Source organism: Streptacidiphilus neutrinimicus, assembly GCF_000787815.1.
GTDB classification, from domain to species: domain Bacteria; phylum Actinomycetota; class Actinomycetes; order Streptomycetales; family Streptomycetaceae; genus Streptacidiphilus; species Streptacidiphilus neutrinimicus.
Genome location: NZ_BBPO01000001.1, coordinates 296,278 through 316,122, shown reverse-complemented (window position 1 = coordinate 316,122; position 19,845 = coordinate 296,278). Strand labels below are relative to the sequence as shown.

Annotated in this window: 17 protein-coding genes and 1 riboswitch; of the genes, 10 read left to right on the top strand and 7 right to left on the bottom strand. The window is 74.8% G+C overall.

Annotated elements, in window-relative coordinates:
- Positions 1 to 7 precede the first annotated feature (7 nt).
- From TR48_RS01365 to TR48_RS01345, 5 genes are all read left to right on the top strand, one after another.
- Positions 8 to 2,065, top strand: a complete 2,058-nt coding sequence (locus TR48_RS01365; RefSeq protein ID WP_152627743.1) for a putative cobaltochelatase — start codon at positions 8 to 10, stop codon at positions 2,063 to 2,065.
- 2 nt (positions 2,066 to 2,067) lie between these two features.
- Positions 2,068 to 2,664, top strand: a complete 597-nt coding sequence (cobO, locus tag TR48_RS01360; RefSeq protein ID WP_042363864.1) for a cob(I)yrinic acid a,c-diamide adenosyltransferase — start codon at positions 2,068 to 2,070, stop codon at positions 2,662 to 2,664.
- Entirely contained in the window at positions 2,661 to 4,049 is a 1,389-nt protein-coding gene (locus tag TR48_RS01355; protein ID WP_042363952.1) for a cobyrinic acid a,c-diamide synthase CobB, read from the top strand. Before cobO ends, TR48_RS01355 begins: the two co-directional genes overlap by 4 nt.
- A gap of 4 nt (positions 4,050 to 4,053) precedes the next feature.
- Positions 4,054 to 4,449: a YchJ family protein gene (locus TR48_RS01350; RefSeq protein WP_042363863.1), complete on the top strand. Its 396-nt coding sequence runs from the start codon at positions 4,054 to 4,056 to the stop codon at positions 4,447 to 4,449.
- A 363-nt stretch (positions 4,450 to 4,812) separates the two neighbouring features.
- Positions 4,813 to 6,120 carry a hypothetical protein gene (locus TR48_RS01345; protein ID WP_042363862.1) on the top strand — a complete coding sequence of 436 codons (1,308 nt, stop codon included), beginning with the start codon at positions 4,813 to 4,815 and terminating at the stop codon, positions 6,118 to 6,120.
- Positions 6,121 to 6,138: 18 nt separating this feature from the next.
- Here the strand turns inward: TR48_RS01345 and TR48_RS01340 are convergent, their stop codons facing one another.
- The 7 genes from TR48_RS01340 to TR48_RS01310 all read right to left on the bottom strand — a co-directional run bounded on the left by TR48_RS01340 (position 6,139) and on the right by TR48_RS01310 (position 14,113).
- Positions 6,139 to 8,319 carry a hypothetical protein gene (locus TR48_RS01340; RefSeq protein ID WP_052442318.1) on the bottom strand — a complete coding sequence of 727 codons (2,181 nt, stop codon included), beginning with the start codon at positions 8,317 to 8,319 and terminating at the stop codon, positions 6,139 to 6,141.
- Positions 8,316 to 9,680, bottom strand: coding sequence for a lipopolysaccharide biosynthesis protein (locus TR48_RS01335; RefSeq protein ID WP_042363861.1), 1,365 nt, complete (start codon positions 9,678 to 9,680; stop codon positions 8,316 to 8,318). Before TR48_RS01335 ends, TR48_RS01340 begins: the two co-directional genes overlap by 4 nt.
- On the bottom strand, positions 9,677 to 10,555 hold the full coding sequence (locus TR48_RS01330) for a polysaccharide deacetylase family protein (protein ID WP_084728669.1): 879 nt from the start codon (positions 10,553 to 10,555) through the stop codon (positions 9,677 to 9,679). Before TR48_RS01330 ends, TR48_RS01335 begins: the two co-directional genes overlap by 4 nt.
- Positions 10,552 to 11,571: a glycosyltransferase family 2 protein gene (locus tag TR48_RS01325; protein WP_042363860.1), complete on the bottom strand. Its 1,020-nt coding sequence runs from the start codon at positions 11,569 to 11,571 to the stop codon at positions 10,552 to 10,554. The genes TR48_RS01330 and TR48_RS01325 overlap by 4 nt, the downstream gene beginning before the upstream one ends.
- 37 nt (positions 11,572 to 11,608) lie before the next feature.
- Positions 11,609 to 11,923, bottom strand: coding sequence for a hypothetical protein (locus TR48_RS01320; protein WP_052442317.1), 315 nt, complete (start codon positions 11,921 to 11,923; stop codon positions 11,609 to 11,611).
- A 395-nt stretch (positions 11,924 to 12,318) separates the two neighbouring features.
- A complete protein-coding gene (locus tag TR48_RS01315) occupies positions 12,319 to 13,299 on the bottom strand; it encodes a hypothetical protein (RefSeq protein WP_042363859.1) in 981 nt (326 codons plus the stop codon).
- A complete protein-coding gene (locus tag TR48_RS01310) occupies positions 13,292 to 14,113 on the bottom strand; it encodes a glycosyltransferase family 2 protein (protein WP_084728668.1) in 822 nt (273 codons plus the stop codon). Before TR48_RS01310 ends, TR48_RS01315 begins: the two co-directional genes overlap by 8 nt.
- Positions 14,114 to 14,545: 432 nt before the next feature.
- Between TR48_RS01310 and TR48_RS01305 the strand changes: the two genes are divergently transcribed.
- From TR48_RS01305 to cbiE, 5 genes are all read left to right on the top strand, one after another.
- Positions 14,546 to 15,787, top strand: coding sequence for a carboxylate--amine ligase (locus TR48_RS01305; protein WP_152627736.1), 1,242 nt, complete (start codon positions 14,546 to 14,548; stop codon positions 15,785 to 15,787).
- A gap of 79 nt (positions 15,788 to 15,866) precedes the next feature.
- Positions 15,867 to 17,093 carry an FAD-dependent oxidoreductase gene (locus TR48_RS01300; RefSeq protein WP_042363857.1) on the top strand — a complete coding sequence of 409 codons (1,227 nt, stop codon included), beginning with the start codon at positions 15,867 to 15,869 and terminating at the stop codon, positions 17,091 to 17,093.
- 114 nt (positions 17,094 to 17,207) lie between these two features.
- Positions 17,208 to 17,335, top strand: a riboswitch (cobalamin riboswitch).
- Positions 17,336 to 17,365: 30 nt separating this feature from the next.
- Positions 17,366 to 18,115, top strand: a complete 750-nt coding sequence (gene cobI / locus TR48_RS01295; protein WP_268873556.1) for a precorrin-2 C(20)-methyltransferase — start codon at positions 17,366 to 17,368, stop codon at positions 18,113 to 18,115.
- A complete protein-coding gene (gene cobM, locus TR48_RS01290) occupies positions 18,112 to 18,990 on the top strand; it encodes a precorrin-4 C(11)-methyltransferase (protein ID WP_042363856.1) in 879 nt (292 codons plus the stop codon). Before cobI ends, cobM begins: the two co-directional genes overlap by 4 nt.
- A partial coding sequence (cbiE, locus tag TR48_RS01285) for a precorrin-6y C5,15-methyltransferase (decarboxylating) subunit CbiE (RefSeq protein WP_063770868.1) occupies positions 18,983 to 19,845 on the top strand: 863 nt, incomplete at its 3' end. The genes cobM and cbiE, both read left to right, overlap by 8 nt.

Sequence of the window (19,845 nt, the reverse complement as noted above, 5' to 3'; positions counted from 1 at the left end):
CACCGCTGTGGAGGCCCGTTACCCGTTCAGCGCCGTCGTCGGCATGGACGACCTGCGGCTGGCGCTGCTGCTGAACGCGGTCTCGCCGCAGGTCGGCGGCGTGCTGGTGCGCGGCGAGAAGGGCACCGCCAAGTCGACGATGGTCCGCGCGCTGGCCGGCCTGCTGCCCGCGATCGGCGTGGTGGCCGGCTGCCGGTTCGCCTGTGACCCGGCCGCGCCGGACCCGCAGTGCCCGGACGGTCCGCACGACGCCTCCTCCGCGGATGAGCGGCCGACCTCGCTGGTCGAGCTGCCCGTCGGCGTGAGCGAGGACCGCATCGTCGGCTCGCTGGACCTGGAGCGTGCCCTCGCGGAGGGCGTGAAGGCCTACGAGCCCGGCCTGTTGGCGGCGGCACACCGTGGCGTGCTCTACATCGACGAGGTCAACCTGCTCCACGACCACCTCGTGGACCTGCTGCTCGACGCGGCCGCCATGGGCCGCTCCTACGTCGAGCGCGAGGGCGTCTCCGTGCGGCACGCGGCGCGGTTCCTGCTCGTCGGCACGATGAACCCGGAGGAGGGCGAGCTGCGACCGCAGCTGCTGGACCGCTTCGGGCTGACGGTGGAGATCGCCGCGACCCGCGAGCCCGAGCAGCGCGCCGAGGTCGTCCGGCGCCGTCTCGGCTACGACGCCGACCCGGAGGGCTTCGCCGTCCGCTGGCAGGACGAGGAGCGGGTGCTCGCCCAGCGCATCGTCGCGGCACGGGAGCTGCTGCCGCAGGTGGTGCTCGGCGACGCGGCGCTGCGGCAGATCACCGCCGTCTGCGCGGCGTTCGAGGTGGACGGGCTGCGCGCGGACATCGTGATGGCGCGCACCGCCGTCGCGCTGGCCGCCTGGGCAGGGCGGACACAGGTGCTCGCGGAGGACGTCCGCGTCGCCGCGCAGCTCGCGCTGCCGCACCGGCGGCGCCGCAACCCCTTCGACGCACCGGGGTTGGACGAGGAGAAGCTGGACGAGACACTCCAGCGGTTCGCAGGCGAGGACCCGGAGACGGACCCCGAAGGTGACCCGGACGGCGACGGCCCCGACGACCCGGGACCCGACAACGGTGGCGGTGGAGGCGGCGGTCATGACGCGCCGAGCGGGCCGGAGGCGGAGTCGTCCGCCCCGGAGAGCCCGGTCGAGGCCACGCCTGACAGCGCCGCCGACCAGCCGCAGCAGCCCGCGCCCGGTGCGCCCGCGCCGCGCGAGGCGGCGCCGGTCCCCGCCGACCAGCCCTACCGGACGCGGCTGTTCAAGGTCCCCGGCACCGGCCAGGGCGTGCAGGGCCGCCGCTCCCGCGCCGAGACGGACGGCGGGCACACCATCCGCGCCGCCCGCCCCTCCGGCGCTCTCCAGCGCCTGCACCTGGCCGCCACGCTCCAGGCCGCCGCGCCGCACCAGCTCGCACGCGGCCGCAGCGGGCGGGCGCTGGTGCTGCGCCGCGACGACTTCCGCCAGCAGGTGCGGGAGGGGCGTGAGGGCAACCTCGTGCTGTTCGTCGTGGACGCCTCCGGGTCGATGGCCGCGCGGCAGCGCATGTCGGCGGTCAAGGGAGCGGTGTTGTCGCTGCTGATGGACGCCTACCAGCGCCGGGACAAGATCGGGATGATCTCGTTCCGGGGCTCCTCGGCCGAGCTGCTGCTGCCGCCGACGTCGTCCGTCGAGGCGGGCGCGGCGCGGCTGGAACTGCTGCCGACGGGTGGCAGGACCCCGCTGGCGGCCGGGCTGCTGCGCGCGCACGAGACGCTGCGGGTCGAGCGGCTGCGCGACCCGCTGCGTCGTCCGCTGGTCGTCCTGGTGACGGACGGCCGGGCGACCGGCACCCGCTCGGCCCTGGACGAGGCGCGACGCGCCGCCGGGCTGCTGGCCGCGTCGGGTGCGGCCGGCGTCGTGGTGGACTGCGAGAGCGGCCCGGTGCGGCTGGGCCTCGCCGGCGAGCTGGCCGGTCACCTGGCGGCCCCGGCCGTCCGGCTGGACGAGCTGCGCGCGGACACCATGACCGCACTGGTACAGACGATGACGATGCAGAAGAAGGCGGCGTAGCGATGCCCCAGGGACAGCCGACCAGTGTTCCCGACGACGGCCTGACCACGCGTCAGCGCCGCACCCTTCCCGTGCTGGCCGTGCACACCGGCCCGGGCAAGGGCAAGTCGACCGCGGCCTTCGGCATGGCGCTGCGCGCCTGGAACCAGGGCTGGCCCATCGGGGTGTTCCAGTTCGTCAAGTCCGCCAAGTGGAAGGTCGGCGAGGAGCACGCGCTGAAGGTGCTGGGCGCGAGCGGCGAGGGCGGCAGCGTCGCCTGGCACAAGATGGGCGAGGGCTGGTCCTGGGTCCAGCGCGAGATCGCCGAGTCCGAGGACGCGGCGCGGGAGGGCTGGGAGCAGGTCAAGCGCGACCTGGCCGCCGAGACCTACCGCTTCTACGTGCTCGACGAGTTCACCTACCCCATGCACTGGGGCTGGGTCGACGTGGACGAGGTGCTGGAGGTGCTGGCGAACCGTCCCGGCTCGCAGCACGTCGTGATCACCGGCCGGTACGCGCCCGAGAAGCTCGTCGCCGCCTCGGACCTGGTGACGGAGATGACCAAGGTCAAGCACCCGATGGACGCCGGCCGCAAGGGGCAGCGGGGCATCGAGTGGTGACGGCCGTGCCCCGCGTCGTCCTGGCCGCGCCCGCCTCGGGCACGGGCAAGACGACCGTGGCGACCGGCCTGATGGCCGCGCTCGCGGCCCGCGGGCTGCGGGTCTCGCCGCACAAGGTCGGGCCGGACTACATCGATCCGGGCTACCACGCCCTGGCGACGGGGCGTCCGGGCCGCAACCTGGACGCCTTCCTCAGCGGCCCGGAGCGGATCGCGCCGCTGTTCCTGCACGGTGCGGCGGGCGCGGACGTCGCCGTGGTCGAGGGCGTCATGGGCCTGTTCGACGGTGCGGGCGGGCGGGGCGAGCTGGCCTCGACGGCGCACGTCGCCAAGCTGCTGCGGGCGCCGGTGGTGCTGGTGGTGGACGGCTCCTCGCAGAGCCGCTCGGTGGCGGCCCTGGTGCACGGCTTCGCCTCCTGGGACCCGGAGGTGCGCCTCGGCGGGGTGATTCTCAACCGGGTCGCCTCCGACCGGCACGAGGCGCTGCTGCGCGAGGCGCTGGAGGAGGGCGGCGGCGTGCCGGTGCTGGGCGCGCTGCGGAGGTCGGACGCGGTGGCGACGCCGTCGCGCCACCTCGGCCTCGTGCCGGCGGTGGAGCGGGACGCGGCCGCGCTGCGGGCGGTCCGGGAGATGGGCGAGCTGGTCGCGGCGGGGGTGGATCTCGACGCGCTGCTGGCCCTGGCCGGCAGCGCCCCGGCGCTGCGGGAGCTGCCGTGGGACCCGGCCGTCGAGATCACCGCTCTCGATCCCGACGCCCCATCACAACCGCGACCGGTGATCGCGCTCGCGGGCGGCGCCGCCTTCTCGTTCTCCTACGCCGAGAACGCGGAACTGCTGACGGCGGCGGGCGCGGAGGTCGTCACCTTCGACCCGCTCCACGACGAGAAGCTGCCGGAGCGCACGTCCGGGCTGGTCATCGGCGGCGGCTTCCCGGAGGTGTTCGCGACCGAGCTCTCGGCGAATCAGGTGCTCCGCGACGAGATCACCGCTCTCGCGGCGTCGGGAGCACCGATCGCGGCGGAGTGCGCCGGTCTCCTCTATCTCTGCCGTGAGCTCGACGGCCGCCCGATGTGCGGCGTCCTCGACGCCGAGGCGGAGATGTCCCCCCGCCTCACCCTCGGCTACCGCGAGGCCGTCGTCCTCGCGGACAGCCCCCTCGCCCCGGCCGGCCTCCGCCTCCCCGGCCACGAGTTCCACCGCACCCGCACCACGCCCGGCTCCGGCCCCTCCCCCGCCTGGGGCTGGCGCACCCACGACGGCAAGCTGACCACGGAAGGCTTCACCTCCCCCACCCTCCACGCCTCCTACCTCCACCTCCACTGGACGGCGGCCCCGTCCGTCGCGCTCCGCCTCGTCCAGCACGCCCGCGCCCACGCGGCAGAATGACGCCATGACCACCAGCACCACCGGGCCCTGCCCCTGCGGCAGCGGCAAGCCCTACGCCTCCTGCTGCGGCCCCTTCCACGCGGGCACCGCCCAGGCCCCGACGGCGGAACAGCTGATGCGCTCCCGCTTCTCGGCCTTCGCCCGCCACGACGCCCCCTACCTTCTCCGCACCTGGGCCCCGGAGACCCGCCCCACCTCCCTCGACCTCGACCACCGCCTGCGCTGGCAGCGCCTGGAGATCCTCTCCACCACCGAGGGCGGCCCCTTCCACCAGGAGGGCACCGTCGAGTTCCGCGCCCACTACCGGGAGGGCAAGTCCACCGGCGCCCTCCACGAACACAGCCGCTTCCGCCGCGACCACGGCGCATGGGTCTACGTCGACGGCGACATCCGCGACTGAGCGTCGCCCGGGGGATGTCCAAGCTACTGGGGATGTCTGAGCCAGGCTTTCGAGGACGTTCCGTTCAGCGAGCGGCTGCACCACCCGGCGGCGACCGCACGCCGTCTCGAATCCGTACGGGCGCTGCGCCTGCGGCGGCGTGACGCCGGGGATCTCGCGCTGATCCGCGCGGAGCAACTCGCGCTGCTCGGCGAGCGGATCGACACGGCGCGAGGGGCCGCCGCTCACCACCGACGGCCGCCTCTGGTTCCTCATGGACGACGAGGAGCGCACCGTCTGGGTCGTCCACGCGGGAGCCGGCCACCCGAAGGCGACCGAATGACCCTTCACGCCCCGGTCGTTGCACGGATCTGACGTGTTTTCATGGGAGGTGTGGGGGAGCACGCCGGGGGGCGGCGCCGGAGGCGCGGTGGGGTCGTGGCGGCCGGGCTGGTGCTGCTGGGCTGTCTGCTCGCGCTGTGGCGGGCCACCGCCACGCCGTCCGTCACAGGCGAGGGCGGGGGCGCGACCGCGCCCGGGTGGGGGTTCACGCACACGCAGTACGGCGCCGACGGCGACCCCGCCGCGCAGCGGCTGATCGCGCAGGAGCCGTTGCCGCAGGTGCAGGCCCTGATGGGCTGGGGCGCCGACAATCCCGAGCCGTCGCCCGGGGTCTACGACTTCGCGCGGCTCGACGCGCGCGTCGCGCTGATCACCCGCAGCGGCGGCACGCCGATCATCACGCTCTGCTGCGCGCCGGACTGGATGAAGGGCGGCAAGCCCGGCGCCACCGACTGGTCGCAGTTGGAGACCGCGCCCTCGCCCGCTCACGACGCGGACTTCGCCGCGCTCGCGGCGACTGTCGCCCGCCGGTATCCGCAGGTGCGCGACTTCGTCGTGTGGAACGAGTTCAAGGGCTTCTTCGACAACCGCGCGGACCAGTGGGACGCCGCGGCCTACACCGCGCTCTACAACGACGTCTACCGGGCGCTCAAGGCCGTACGGCCGGACATCGAGGTCGGCGGTCCCTACCTCCCGATGGACAGCTTCGCGTCCGCGGCCGACGCCGCCGCACAGGGCCACGGCTCGTCGGTGAGCGGCGATTGGGGGACGCTGGACGAACGGGTGGTCACCGCGTTCGGCTACTGGCTCCAGCACAAGGCCGGGGCCGACTTCGTGGCCGTGGACGGCTCGACCGTGCCCCGCGACAGCCGTTCGTCGGGCGACCCGTTCGCCGCCGCGGCGAAGTTCACCGCCGTCAGCCGGTGGATCCACTCCCGCACGTCGCTGCCGCTGTGGTGGACGGAGTGGTACGTCGAGCCGTCCGGCTCGGGCTGGTCGGAGCCGCAGCGGGACGCGGTCCTCGCCGCCGGGATGATCGCGCTGGCCGAGGGGCACGTCGCGGCCGCGTTCTACTGGAACCCGGAGACCGGCGACGCGACCTGCCCCGGCTGTCTGTGGAGCAGCACGGGGGCGGCGTTGCCGCCCCTCGCGCTGCTGCAGGGGTTCGCCCGCTGGTTCCCGCCCATGGCAGCCCTGGTGCCGCTCCGGGCGGCCGACCCGCGCGTCCTGGTGCTGGCCCAGGCCGCGCGGGGCGTCGCCGTGAACACCACCGCGCAGACCCTCCGCACGACCGTGCACGGCCACCCGCTGATCCTCGGCCCCTACGGCGTCGTCTGGTTCACCCCGTGAGTGCCGCCACCGTTGCGGTTACCGCAGGGTGAGGAACCGCTCCACGACGGCCAGCAGGAACGCGCCGACCAACACCGCCCCCAGGAGCGGGACCCCCCACCTCGCGCGCCGGGCGAGCGCCGCCCCGGTGCGCAGCCGGACCGCTTCGTACCAGAACAGCAGCGGCGCCAGGACCGCGAGCAGGCCCGCCTCCGCGACCGTCCAGCCGGTCCAGTGGACCAGCGGGCCGACGGGGCCGACGCCGATGTCCGTCGGCGCCGGGCCGGGCGGGGGCGCCGCCAGGCGGTAGAGGGCCGCGTCCGGCACGCTGACGACGGGGACCATGCGCGGATCCGTGTCGAGTGCTGCGCGGGCGCGGGCGTACCAGTCGGCGGCGTAGCCGTCGTTCGCGGTCAGGTCCGCGCCTTCGGTGCTGGTGACGATGAGGTAGCTCTGCGGCCCCGCCGCCCCGAGCGCCGTCTCCAGCGAGGCGACGTCGGCGGGGTCTAACGGGGCCGCGGCCCCCACGTAGGCGATGGTGTCCATGCCGCGCTGGTTCCACGGGATGGCGGGCGTGGTGGTGGGGTTGCCGACCGGGCCGAGGTAGAGCACCCGGGCACTGGGGTGGTCGTGCTGGTAGACCCAGCCCAGCGCGGTGATCTCGCCGCCGGTGACCCGCTCGAACTGCTCGTTGCCGTAGCGGGCGACGCCGAACGCGGCAACCGCGACCACGGCCCACCCCGCGGCCGAGACCGACATCGCCCGGCCTGGGCGCGGGCGGCGCGTCGAGGGGTAGAAGAAGCAGGCGGCCAGCGGGGCGACGCCGGGCAGCGCGAAGAGGAAGACCCGCAGCGCGATCTCCCCGCCGTAGCTCTGCATGCCGAGGGTGAAGAACGGCATGAACGCCAGTACCAGCAGCGCCCGTTCGCCGTGGCCGGCGCGCCTGCGACGCCACCACCCGAGCACGGCGAGGCCGAACCACGCGCCACTGAGCAGGACGCGCAGGTAGAGCACGGCTTGGTGTGCCGGATCGCCCTTCACCCGGTCCGCGACGCCGCTGCTGACGTTGCCGCCGAGCTGCCCGAGTCCGCCGAAGATGGTGTCGAGGTGGCCGGACCAGAAGCCCTCCGCGGCCAGGCTGATCCAGCCCGCCGCCAGCGCCGCCAGCAGGACGGCGAACCAGAGGCTGAGCGTGGTACGGCGGGTCAGGCGCAGCAGCCCGGCCGCCGCGATCATCACGAACGGCGTCAACTGGTGGGCGGTCACGGCAGCCAGGAACAGCGCGGTCAACAGACCCAGCGGCAGCGTCCGTTCGAGGCGACCACCGCTCTCCCTCGGCCGACCGTCCTCCGGGACCCGGAAGGCGGTCAGCAGCACCGCCAGGAAGGCGAGGTAGAGCGCGTAGGTGAACGCCTGCGGCGAGAAGTAGTCCTGGCCGACCCAGGAGGCCGCCACGAAGAACCACAGCGCGCACCAGCGCGTCCGCCGGGGCAGGCCCAGGGACCGCAGCAGCACCGCCAGCGCGGCCAGGCACAGCAGTTGGGAGCCGACCTGGCTCCAGCGCAGCACGGGCAGCGGGTTGTCGACGCCGCCGGCGCGCAGCAGCAGCGCGACCAGCCCGAAGAAGCCCGGCCAGCTGAAGCGCGCGTCCCAGAGCGGAAGGGTGTGGCCGGTGCGCTCGATGTAGTCGACGAAGCCGAGGTGCTGGTACGCGGTCGGGAAGCGCGGCACCGGCTCGACCAGCGCGGCCGCGCCGTGCAGCGCGAACACCGCGGCCAGCAGCAGGAAGAGCTGGAGGCCCGGCCGCGCGACTGCGGAGTTCAGCGCCAGGAAGAACAGCACGCCGAGCACGCACGCGGACACGAGGGCGACCGGCGGGAGCGCGGAGACCAGGCCGAGCCCGCCCATCCGGTCCAGCGCGGTCGGGGTGACCCGGGACAGCGCCCACAGGTAGGCGGCGAGCGCGAGCAGCGCGGCCGCCCACAGCGCGACGCCGAGCCGGCTGATCCGGAGCCGGGGCGCAGCCCCGGCGGGGGCGGGTCGCTCCCGGCCCCGGGCACGGGACGCCGGCGCGACCGGGCCGGATTCGGGCGTGTCCTCCCGGCCCTGTTCGCCGTCCCGGTCCCGACCTCGACCACGGCCTTGGTCACGGCCCCGGCCGCGGTCTCGATCGCGGTCTCGGTCCGGGCCGCGGTCCCGGGTGGCGGGCGGTGCGGTCACGATGCTCCCTCGGTCGTGGCCCTGGCGTCCGCGAGGGGCGCCTCGACCGGCGGGTCCGCCCGGCCGCGCAGCACCCGCACCAGGCCGGGCAGGACGCAGAGCGCGACCGTGGACTGGCTGAGCAGCACCGCCAGGCCGACGCCCGCGATCCCCATGCGCGGCATCAGCGCCAGCGACAGACTGAGCACGAGCGCGCACATGAGTGCCTGGAGCAGGGCGACCTGCCGGGTGCGGCTGCGGGCGCGCAGGGTGCCGAAGTAGACCTCGACGATCACGCGGGTGAACCCCGCGGCCGCGAGCCAGCGCAGCAGCGGGGCCCCGGCCGCGGCGTAGCCGGGGCCGAAGACGTCCAGGATCGGCCCCGCTCCCGCGCCGAGCAGCGCGAAGCACGGGAGCGTCACCCACGCCATCCGCGCCAGCGCGCCGCGCGTGTTGGCGCCGAGGAGGGCCGGCTGCCGCGCCGACTCGACCGTGAGCGAGGCGGCCATGTTCACCGCCAGCAGGTCGAGCGTGCCGCCGATGGTGTTGATGATGTAGTAGACGGCGTTCTGGTCCGCGGTGACCCGGGCCGCCACGAGCACCGGGACGAAGAAGGTGACCAGCAGGTTGAACAACGAGCCCGTGTAGTCCCCCGCGATGAAGCGCCCGATCTGCCGGCCGCTCGGCGGCTGCATCCCGGCTTCGGCCGCAGCGATCTGACGCGGCACCAGGCGACGGACGATCAACAGGCTGAGCGGCACGACCGACAGGGCGATCGCCGCCACCCAGGAGACGAAGACGCCGGTGGCCGGGATCGCACCGGCGAGCACCACCAGCAGGACGGCCTTGCCCACCGAGAAGGACAGGTTCCCGACCGGCACCCACACGGCGGCGCGCAGGCCGATCAGGACCCCGTCCTGCAGGGTCAGCCAGGACCAGGCCAGCACGGCCACCAGGAAGCCGCTCGCACGCAGCCACCCGCGCAGGAAGTCGTAGTGCGAGCCCCACAGCGGCAGAGCGGCCAGGAAGAGGGCGGTGATGGCGGTCGAGGCCAGCGCGTTCAGGGCATAGGCGCGGCCCAGCAAACGACCGGTGCTCCGTCCCGCGACCGGCACGAACCGGGCCAGCGCGCCGGTGAAGCCGAGCGCGGTCAGGCTGGACAGGAGCTTCATGGCGGCGATCGCCGCCGAGCCCTGCCCCATGTCCGCCTTGCTGTAGTGCAGGGCGGCGAGCCACCAGTAGCCGAGCCCGAGGGCGCCGGAGACCACCGTGTTGAGCATCAGCGCGTAGCCGTTGCGGAACAGCGGGGCCCGGCCGTCGTCGGCGCCCCTGCCGGACGGTTCGGGCTGGGTGGCCGCGCCCTGCGCGGCGGTGGTGGTCACGGCCGGTCCCGCTCCCGCGTCCGTATCGGGGTCAGCGACCCACGGGTGCGCCGGACGACGGCGTAGCCCTTGGTCAGCGCGCGGTCGGCCAGGTAGTGGCGGGTCACGCCGACGCCCTGGGCCAACCGGCGGAAGGCGGCTGCATCCGTCCGTCGACGGATCGTCAGCCGCGCCAGCGCGTACGGCCCTTGGCCGGGGCGCGCGAGGGTGTTGGCCACCGCGCAGGCCCCGGTCCAGCCACGGGCGCGCACCGCCGCACGGACCTGGGCGTCGGAGTAGCCGAACGGGTAGCAGAAGACCCGCTCCGCCCGGCCGAGGCGGTCCTCCAGGAGGTCGCGGCAGCGGGCCAGTTCGTCGCCGAGCGCGTCCGCACGGACGGCGTCCAGCGCGGCGTGGCTGTGACTGTGGCCGCCGGTCTCGATGCCGGCGGCCTCGATCTCCTTCAGCTGCGACCAGCACAGCGTCGCGTCCAGGGGCCTCCCGGCGCGGTCGGCCGGGGCCGCGTCGGCGAGCCAGCCGGTGGTGACGAAGAGACTCGCGCTCAGGCCGCGCTCGACGAGCCGGGGCAGCACCTCGGTGTGGAAGTCGGCGTACCCGTCGTCGAAGGTCAGCACGACCGGCCGCGCGGGCAGTTCCACACCGTCGCGCCAGTGGGCCACCAGCGCGCCGAACGGGACCGGGGTCAGGCCGAGTTCGAGAAGGGCGTCCAACTGCGCGGCGAAACGGTCCGGGTGCACCGAGAGCGCACGGGTCGCGGGCGGCGGGTCGGCGCGCACCGAGTGGTACATCAGCACCGGCACGGCGCTCTGCGCCGCTCCCCGGCCGGGCGTGGCGTGGTCGCTCGGGCTCTCGTCGTTCAGGCTCGCGCCCCTCATGCTCTCCTCCGGCCTTCCTCGGCCCTGCGTCGGCGCAGACCCTCGGCGTAGCCCGCGGCCGTGATCAGCGCGCCGGCCCCGATCGCGGCCGCGCGGCCCAGCCCGTCCGGCCGTCCGCGCAGCGCGTCCAGCAGGCCGCGCACGATCCCGGCGGGCAGGACGCGCCGCACGTAGGCCCGCTCGGTGGCCAGGCCGTCCGCCGTGCCGACCCGTTCGGTGACCCGTGCCTTGGAGAGCCCCTCGGCCCAACTGCGGCGGCACAGGTAGCGGAAGCGTTCCCGCTCGTGTGAGACCTGGTGGTGGATCACCGCGCGGTCGTCGTAGCGGAACCGGGCGTCCGGACGCGCCTGCTGGATCCGGATGCAGAGCTCCGTCTCCTCCCCGCCGCCCGCGCCCGCGCCCGCGCCGGCGCCGCCGCCGGCCCCGCGCCCGATCCCGGCGGGGAACCCGCCTGCGATGGCGAAGGCGCTGCGGCGGAAGGACGCGTTCCCGCCGAGCACGTTGCGCACGGCGGCCTGCCCGACCGGCATCCCCCGGTAGCTGGCCCCGTGCACCCAGTCGAACTCCTCCGGGTACCAGCCGGGTCGCCGTCCCGACGCCCACACCGGCAGGGTCCGACCGCCGACGCCCATCACCTCCGGGTCGTCGTAGCCCGCCGTGAGCACGGCGAGCCAGTCCGGCTCGGCCATCGCGTCGTCGTCCAGGAACGCGACGATCTCCCCGCGCGCCTGCTGGGCGCCCGTGTTGCGGCCGCCCGAGAGCCCCTTTCCGTGGGCGTTGGGCAGGACCCGGACCAGCGGGTCACCGCGATGGCGCTCGCGCACTCTGGCGAGCAGCGCCTCGTTGTGGTCCACGACGACCAGTACGTCGAGGGGCGTGAGGGTCTGCCGGCACGCGGAGTCGACCGCGGCGCAGAGCTGGTGCCAACGGTCCTCGGTGTAGACGCAGATGACGACGGAGGCGGTACGGGCCGCGGCGGGCCGGTGGGGCTCGGTGGACGTGAACGCGACGGTCATGAGCGGGCTGGTCTCCCCGGTAGCGGCGGTTGCGGGTTCAGTCGGTCGGGCGGCGCCTGGTGACGAGGGCGCCGCAGCACAGCAGCGCGGCGGTCACCGCCAGCGCCGCGAGCGCGGCGCCCCGGGGCGACCAGAGGCGCAGCAGGAGCAGCGCCTGGGCGATCAGCGTGTCGAGCGTGAGGCCGCCGAACAGGCCCGCCAGCAGCCGCAACCGGAGCGGCTGCGAGGGCAGCGCCCACCCGAGCGCCGCTCCCGGCCCGGCCAGCAGGAAGAGCAGCGCCAGCCCGGGGACGGGCTGACCGCGAACCCCCGCCGCGCTCAGCCCGGCCGCGACGGCGGTCGCGCCCAGCAAGGCCCACACCGTCGACGCCCGGACCGTCGATGCCCGGGCGGACGACGCCCTGACCGCGCCCGCAGACCCGACCCGCGGCCGCGACACAGGTCGCGGCTCGCCCGCAGGCCCGCGCTCGGGAGCGGGGTGCGGCGTAGGCCTCGGTCCGGGGTGCCCGGGCTCCACGGCACCGGACTGAGCAGCACCGGGCTGAGCAGCACCGGGCTCGGCGGCACCGGACTGAGCAGCACCGGCCTCCGCGGCACCGGGCTCGGCGGCACCGGGCTCGGCGGCACCGGGCTCGGCGGCACCGGACTGAGCAGCACCGGCCTCCGCGGCACCGGACTGAGCAGCACCGGGCTGAGCAGCGTGGGGCTGAGCGGCACCGGGCTGCGCGGCACCGGGCCTGGCAGCGGTCACCCCGGTGCACCCTTCGGGTCGGTGGCGGTCGGTCCGGCCCCCGCCGCCGGACCGCGGTGCGCGCGCCACTCCTCGGCGGAGAGGACCACGGCGGGGAACGGGCGCAGCGGAGCCGGCACCGGGGCCGCGTCGGAGCGCGCCAGCGACGGGTAGACCGGGACCACCCGGTCCGGCGCGAAGCCGGCGGTGACCAACCGGGCGCCGACCCGGCCGATCGCCGCGCCTGTACGCGGAGGTCCCGAACAGAGCAGGGCCACGCCGCCGATCCGGCGGACGCTCTCGATCAGCCGGGGCTCCTCCGGCAGCAGCGGACCGTCCGCGCGGACGCTGCGGCAGACGACGTGGCGGTAGTCCAGCGCGGTGAGCGCGGCGGCGACGAGCGGCGCCAGGTAGGACCCCTCGGGACGCAGCCCGACGACGAGCAGGACGCGGTCGCGGTCCGGGTGCGCCTGGGCGAAGCGGCCCGCCAGCGCGGCGCAGTCGTGCGGGCGCAGACCGAGGCGGGTGAAGCACCACGAGGGCTCAGCGCGTCCCTCGGCGAGCCATCGCGCCGGAGGCGCGGGGACCCCGGCGCGCAGCGGCGCGAGCGCGCCCCGGAAACCGGCCAGCACCATGGCCCGCTCCTCCCGGTCCTCCACGAGCACGGCCTCCGCCAGCACGTTGGTCAGGTCGCGGATGGTCACATGCCACTGCTCCAGGCCGAGTCGGCCGCGCACCAGGGCCGCCCCGCGGGCCATCCGCTCCTGGCCGACGCGCACCGCGCGGAGCCCGGCCCGCACCGCCAGCGGGGCGCCGGGCGGCAGGCGCAGGCGGTGGCGCGCCCCCTGCAGCCGGTCGGCCGTCAGCTGGGCCAACGCCGCGGACGCCGCGAAGGCGACGGCCGCGTCCTCCCGGTCGGCGGCGTCGACGACCCGGCGCGCGAGCGCCGACGCGCCGGCGTCGGGCAGCGCCCACACCTCGGCGGTCGCCTCAGCCATCGCCGTGCCTCCAACTCCCGGGCGCACCGGTTGCCATGAGGCCGCCGCCGACCGGCAAGCCGGAGCGTGCCGCGCCCGCCGCTCCAGCCGCGCGTTCGCGCAGCAGCGTGCGCAGCACCCGCTGGCCGTCGCGGAAGGTGCGCAGGTTGGACTGGCCCGTCCGGCGCGGGAGTTCCAGGGTCGGCACCTCCGCGACGCGCAGACCCTCCAGCAGCGCCCGGCAGACCATCTCCGTCTCGATCTCGAACCCGGAGGAGCGCAGGTCCAGGCGGGCCAGCGCGTCGCGCCGGAAGCCGACGTAGCCGTAGCAGAGGTCGGTGAGCGAGGCCTGGTAGAGCAGGTTGGTGAGCGCCAGCAGCACACGGTTGCCGCCGCGCCGCAGCGTGGTGATGTCCAGCGAGCCCCCGCCGCCGGTGAACCGGGAGCCCTTGACGACGTCGTAGCCGTTCTCCAGGAAGTGCACGTAGCGCGGGATCTCACGGGGCGACATGCTGCCGTCCGCGTCGATCATGATGATGTAGTCGCCCTTGGCGTTGAGGAAGCCGGTGCGCAGCGCGTTGCCCTTGCCCGGCCCGCTCTGCGGCACGACCCGCAGGGAGGGCAGGCAGGCTCGGGCGCGCCCGGCCGTGTCGTCGCTGGACTCCCCGTCGACCAGGATCACCTCGTCCACGCAGTCCGGGATCCGGCTGAGGACCCAGGCGATGTTGGCGGCCTCGTTCCTGGCCGGCACCACGAGGCTGACCGACCCGCCGGGCGCCCCGACCGGCTCGCTGCCGCGTCGCTCGACTGTGCTGGTGGCTGTTGCTGCTTCCATGACTGATGCACCTCGGTCCCCCCCACACGGCACAGCTCGGTGCCATGAAGGTGCGTAAGCGAATCCCTGCCCCCTGGCGGCTCCCCCGGCCGTCTCGGCCCGCGCCGCCTCCAGCACGGTAACGGGGCCCGCCCTCCGGCGAAAGCAGTCTTGCGCAATCCGCGGAGTGAGCGGCCCGTGTCGCTGCAAAACAGAAGCATCACAATCGGAACCATGCCATCCATGAACGCCGCGAAATCGATTGACACCAGTCCCATGAATCACCCGTGACCGCCCCGTTCACCGAGCGCCCCACGTGCGCCGCCCGTGCGCCCCGCACCTCACCCGGGGTCCCTTGTGAACGCCGGAAGACGCGGGGTACGTTGCGATTCGCTTCCGGCGCCGAAAAGGCGCCGTTGCCGTATCCCGGGGGGACTTGTGGGTTTTCGGCCATTGGCGCCGGACATCGGCGTTCCCGCTCTCCTGCTCAAATTCGGCCACTATCCGGTCCATCACGGCGGCGTTGGCGCGATCCGCTCCCTCGGCCGCCTCGGCATCCCCGTCCACGCCGTCACCGAGGACCGGCTCACCCCGGCCGCGGTCTCGCGCTACACCCTTCGGGCGCACCCGTGGCCCACCACCGGGGCGGAGCCCGACAAGGAGTTGCTGCACGGCCTGCTGCGGATCGGCGACCGCATCGGCCGGCCCGCGCTGCTCATCCCGACCGACGAGGAAGCGGCGGTCCTGGTGGCCGAGCACCAGGACGGGCTGGACGGCAGGTTTCTCTTCCCGAGGACACCGAAGGGCCTGGTCAGAGCCCTGGCCAGCAAGCAGGGCCTGCACGAGCTGTGCCTGCGGCACGGCGTCGGCACCGCGCGCACCGCGGCTCCGCGGAGCCGGGAGGAGGTGCTCGCCTTCGCCGCGACCGCGACCTATCCGCTCGTGGCCAAGAACCGCGACCCGTTCACCCGCCGCGCCCGGCCCGCCGTGCCCGGCACCACCCGGATCGACTCGCCGGACGAGCTCGCGGCGCTCGCCGACGCATGGGGCGACCGCCCGGGCGTGGTCCTCCAGGAGTACCTGCCGCGCGCCGACGCCGAGGACTGGATCGTGCACATGCACACCAGCGCCGAGGAGGACGCCCGGGTTCTCTTCACCGCGGTGAAAGTCCGCTCCTGGCCGCCCCACGCCGGAATGACAGCGATGGCGGTGACCACCCCGAACGAGGAACTCGCCCAGGCGTCCGCCGATTTCTGCAAGGAGATCGGATTCGCAGGCGTGTGCGATCTCGACTGGAGATTCGACCGCCGCGACGGGCGCTACAAACTGCTCGATTTCAATCCGCGGATCGGCGCGCAGTTCCGGCTGTTCGAAACCGAGGCCAGGGTCGATCTCGTGCGCGCCCTGCACCTGCACCTGACCGGGCGGGCGATCCCCGTCGCGCCGCAGATCCAGGGCCGTCGAATCGTCGTGGAGAACATCGATCTGCCGGCCCGCCTTTTCTACCGGCACACCGACTACCGGACGCCCTCCGCATGGCCGGCCTCCCGGTGGACCGAACGGGAGCTCGGCTGGTGGGCCGCGGACGACCCGCTGCCCTTCCCGGCGATGCTGATCCGTTCCGTCCCGCCCGGCCTGAGGTTCCTCGCCGACACCCGCGCCCGCCGGGCCCGGCACGCCCGACGCGCCAACTGAAGCTCTCCAGCCCGATGTTCCGAGCGCCTCCGGCCGCTCACCGCCGCCCGTCACCCGAACGTGAACAGGAGCCAGGCCCATGTCCTTTCCCGCGCCCGGGAGTCCGCGCCGCCGCACCGTCGTCGTCATCGGAGCCGGCCCTTACGGCCTGTCTGTCGCGGCCCATCTGCGGGCCGCCGGCCTGTCGGTGCGCGCCTTCGGCGACCCCATGCACAGCTGGCGCGACACCATGCCCGCCGGCATGCTGCTCAAGTCCACGCCCGACGCCTCCAACCTCTCCGCCCCGTGCCACGGGCACGGTCTGGCGGACTACTGCCGGGCCGTGGGCGAGACCGCCCCGCGCGGCCACGACCGGGTACCCGTCGAGCTGTTCACCCGCTACGGCGAATGGTTCCAGCAGCAGCTGGTCCCGTTCCTGGAACGGGAGCGCGTGGTGAACATCCGCCAGAAGCCGTCCGGCAACGCCTTCGACCTCGAACTCTCCTCGGGCGAGGTCTTCTCCAGCGCCGCCGTCGTCGTCGCGAGCGGTCTCACCGGCTTCGCGCACGTCCCCGGACGCTTGCGCGCCCTGGCCCCGGACGGACCGTCCGCCGAGGGGCTGCTCTCGCACAGCTCCCAGCACGCCGACATGTCGGCGCTCAAGGGCCGGTCGGTGCTGGTCGTCGGCGCCGGGCAGTCGGCGCTCGAAGGCGCGGTGCTGCTCCACGAGTCCGGCGGGCAGGTGGAGTTGGCAGCTCGCGGCCGGATCCGCTTCGGCGCCGCCCCGGCGAGCGGCCCACGCTGGCAGCCCGAGTCGCCCATGGGCCCGGCCTGGTCCCTGTGGGCCATGGCCCGGTATCCGCAGGCCTTCCGCTCACTGCCGGCCCAGGCCAGGCTGCGCCTGGTCAAGGAGGTGCTCGGCCCCAGCGGCGCCTGGTGGCTGTGGCCCCGCGCCGACGGCGTGCTGCCGCTGCACTCCGGCAGCCCGCTGCGCACCGTCCGCCGCGAGGGCGACCAGGCCGTCGTCACCACCGACGCGCCCGACGGCGCGACGCGCGAGTTCGCCGTCGACCATGTGCTCGCCGCGACCGGCTACCGGGTCCGCCTGGCCGCGCTCTCCTTCCTCTCCCCCGAACTGCGTGCCCGCGTCGAGGTTCTGGGCGGCTTCCCGTCGCTGGACGCCGGAATGGGCAGCTCGGCGCCGGGCCTGTGGTTCACCGGGCTCCCGGCCGCCGCGAGCTTCGGCCCCTTCATGCGCTTCGTGTGCGGAACGGAGTTCGCGTCCGCCCGGATCGCCGCCGCGGTGGCCGCCCGGTCCGGGTCCTGACGCCGCGGCGACGCGCACCGGGGACCGCCCGGGAGCCCCGTGCGGGACGTGGCTCACCCCACAACAGGTCCGGTTGACTGCCAGACGGGCACCATGGTGGGATTTCACGACCTGAAAAGAACTGAACACGGCGGCAATGTCGAGGAAGTCCGGTGCGAATCCGGCGCGGTCCCGCCACTGTCAGCTGGGAGTCGAATCGCTCCCCGTGAGCCAGGAACTCTGGCCGCCGTCACCACGAGCCGGGGCGCGGACCCCGAGTGAGGACTGCTGCCGTGCGCGAACGCGCGTCTGGCCCGCGCCTGGTCGGCGTGGGCATGGGCCCCGGTGATCCGGAGCTCGTCACCGTGAAGGCCGTGCGCGTGCTGCGCGAGGCGGACGCGGTCGTCGTGCCGGTGATGGACACCGGCGAGGTCGGACGCGCCGAGGCCACGGTGCGGCGCCACGCCGCCTCCGCGAAGATCGTCCGAGTGGTGTTCGCCCTCAACGAGCGCGAGGACCGGGCCCGCCGCGAGGCCGCCTGGGACGCGGCGGGGGCGCGGGTGGCCGAGCTGCTGCGGGAGAGTGACGCGCGGACGGTCGCCTTCGCGACGATCGGCGATCCGAACGTCTACTCCACCTTCACCTACCTGGCTCACACGCTGCGCGAGCTCGTCGCGGACCTCACGGTGGAGACCGTCCCCGGCATCACCGCGATGCAGGATCTCGCCGCCCGCAGCGGCACCGTCCTCGCCGAGGGCACCGAGCCGCTGACGCTGGTGCCCGTCACCGCCGGAGCGGAGGTGCTGAAGGAGGCCCTCGCCGGGCCCGGCACCGTCGTCGCCTACAAGTTCGGCCGCTTCGCCGAGCAGGTCGCCCTCGCGCTGCGGGAGTCCGACCGTGAGGGTGACGCCGTCTGGGGCGCCGCGCTCGGCCTGGAGGCCGAGCGGCTGAGCACGCCCGGGACGCCGCTGCCCGCCGAACTGCCGTATCTGTCCACGCTGATCGCCCCGGTGCGGCGCGAAGGCCGAGGGGGAAAGCTGTGACGACCGAACAGCCCGCGAACGCTGGGAAGATCACCTTCGTCGGGGCCGGCCCCGGCGCCGCCGACCTGCTGACCTTCCGGGCCGCGCGCGCCATCGCCGAGGCGGAGGTGGTGATCTGGGCCGCGAGCCTGGTCCAGGAGGAGGTGCTCGAGCACGCCCGCGAGGGCGCGGAGATCCTCGACTCCTCCCTCGTCCCGATGGAGGACGTCCTCGCCGTCTACGAGCGGGCCGCCCAGGACGGCACGCGGGTGGCCCGGATCCACTCCGGCGACCCGTCGCTGTGGGGCGCGGTGCAGGAGCAGCTGGACCGCTGCCGGGCGCTCGGCCTGGAGACCGAGATCATCCCCGGCGTCTCCTCTTTCTCGGCGGTCGCGGCGCTCGCACAGCGGGAGTTGACGATCCCGGAGGTCGCGCAGAGCGTCATCCTCACCCGCCTGGGCGGCGGCAAGACGCCCATGCCGCCCGGTGAGGAGGTGCGCGAGTTCGCGCGCCACGGCACCACCATGGCGATCTTCCTCTCGGCGGCGCGCAGCAAGCAGCTCGTCGAGGAGCTGCTGGAGGGCGGCTACACGCCGGACACCCCCGTCGTCGTCGCCTACCAGGCGACCTGGCCCGACGAGCTGCTGCTGTCCTGCACCATCGCCACGCTGGAGGCGACGGTCAAGGAGCACCGGCTCTGGAAGCACACGCTCTTCCTGGTCGGCCCGGCGCTCGGCGCCCACGGCACCCGCTCGCACCTCTACCACCCCGGCCACTTCCACACCTTCCGCAAGGCGGACCGCGCCGCGCGCAGACAGCTGCGGGCCGTCGGCGCGAACGAGACCGCGGGCGACGGGGCGGCCACCACGGCCGATCCCGGCCACGGCCATGGCTGAGATCACCGTCCTGGGACAGACTCAGTTCGAAGCGGCACGGTTCGAAGCGGCACGGTTCGGAGCAGGGGCCGCAGACGAGAGCAGCGCTCTGGTCGCGGACGCCGCACTCGTCATCGGCGCCCGGCGCCACCTCGACGCCGCGCGCGTGCCCGCCGACCGCGCGCTCGCGCTCGGCCCGCTGCTGCCCGCGCTCGACGCCATCACCCTGCTGCGCGAGAAGGACCCGGCCGCGCGGGTCGTCGTGCTCGCCTCCGGAGACCCCGGGTTCTTCGGCATCGTGCGCGTGCTCGCCAAGCACTTCGGCGCGGACGCCCTCGACGTGCGCCCCGGCATCAGCAGCATCGCGCACGCCTTCGCCCGCCTCGGGGTGCCCTGGGACGACGCGGTCGCCGTCAGCGCCCACGGCCGCGACCCGCGCCGGTCGTTCAACATCTGCCGTTCCCAGCGCAAGGTCGCCGTCCTCACCGCGCCCGGCGCGGGTCCGGCCGAGATCGGCGCGGCCCTCGTCGCCATGCCCGGCCTGCGGCGTCGTCTCGTCGTCGCCGCCGACCTCGGCGGCCCGGGCGAGAGTCTCGTCGAGCTGTCGCCCGCCGAGGCCGCCGCCCGCGACTGGCCCGCCGTCAACGTCGTCCTCAGCCTGGCCGACGACACGCCGGCCGTCGCATCCGCGATGCGCGCCGTCGCCGGGTACGAGGGCCCGCCGGAGGGCGGCTGGGCGCTGCCCGAGGAAGCCTTCGCGCATCGCGACGCGATGCTCACCAAGGCCGAGGTCCGCGCCTTCGCGCTGGCCAGGCTCGGCCCGAGGCTGGGCGAGCTGGTCTGGGACGTCGGCGCGGGCAGCGGCTCGGTCGCGGT

What these genes read in the sequence shown, in the direction of transcription:
- cobO (WP_042363864.1), top strand. Translation starts at nt 2,068, where the DNA reads ATGCCCCAGGGACAGCCGACCAGTGTTCCCGACGACGGCCTGACCACG.
- TR48_RS01350 (WP_042363863.1), top strand. Translation starts at nt 4,054, where the DNA reads ATGACCACCAGCACCACCGGGCCCTGCCCCTGCGGCAGCGGCAAGCCC.
- TR48_RS01345 (WP_042363862.1), top strand. Translation starts at nt 4,813, where the DNA reads ATGGGAGGTGTGGGGGAGCACGCCGGGGGGCGGCGCCGGAGGCGCGGT.
- TR48_RS01330 (WP_084728669.1), bottom strand. Translation starts at nt 10,555, where the DNA reads ATGAGGGGCGCGAGCCTGAACGACGAGAGCCCGAGCGACCACGCCACG.
- TR48_RS01325 (WP_042363860.1), bottom strand. Translation starts at nt 11,571, where the DNA reads ATGACCGTCGCGTTCACGTCCACCGAGCCCCACCGGCCCGCCGCGGCC.
- TR48_RS01315 (WP_042363859.1), bottom strand. Translation starts at nt 13,299, where the DNA reads ATGGCTGAGGCGACCGCCGAGGTGTGGGCGCTGCCCGACGCCGGCGCG.
- TR48_RS01310 (WP_084728668.1), bottom strand. Translation starts at nt 14,113, where the DNA reads ATGGAAGCAGCAACAGCCACCAGCACAGTCGAGCGACGCGGCAGCGAG.
- TR48_RS01300 (WP_042363857.1), top strand. Translation starts at nt 15,867, where the DNA reads ATGTCCTTTCCCGCGCCCGGGAGTCCGCGCCGCCGCACCGTCGTCGTC.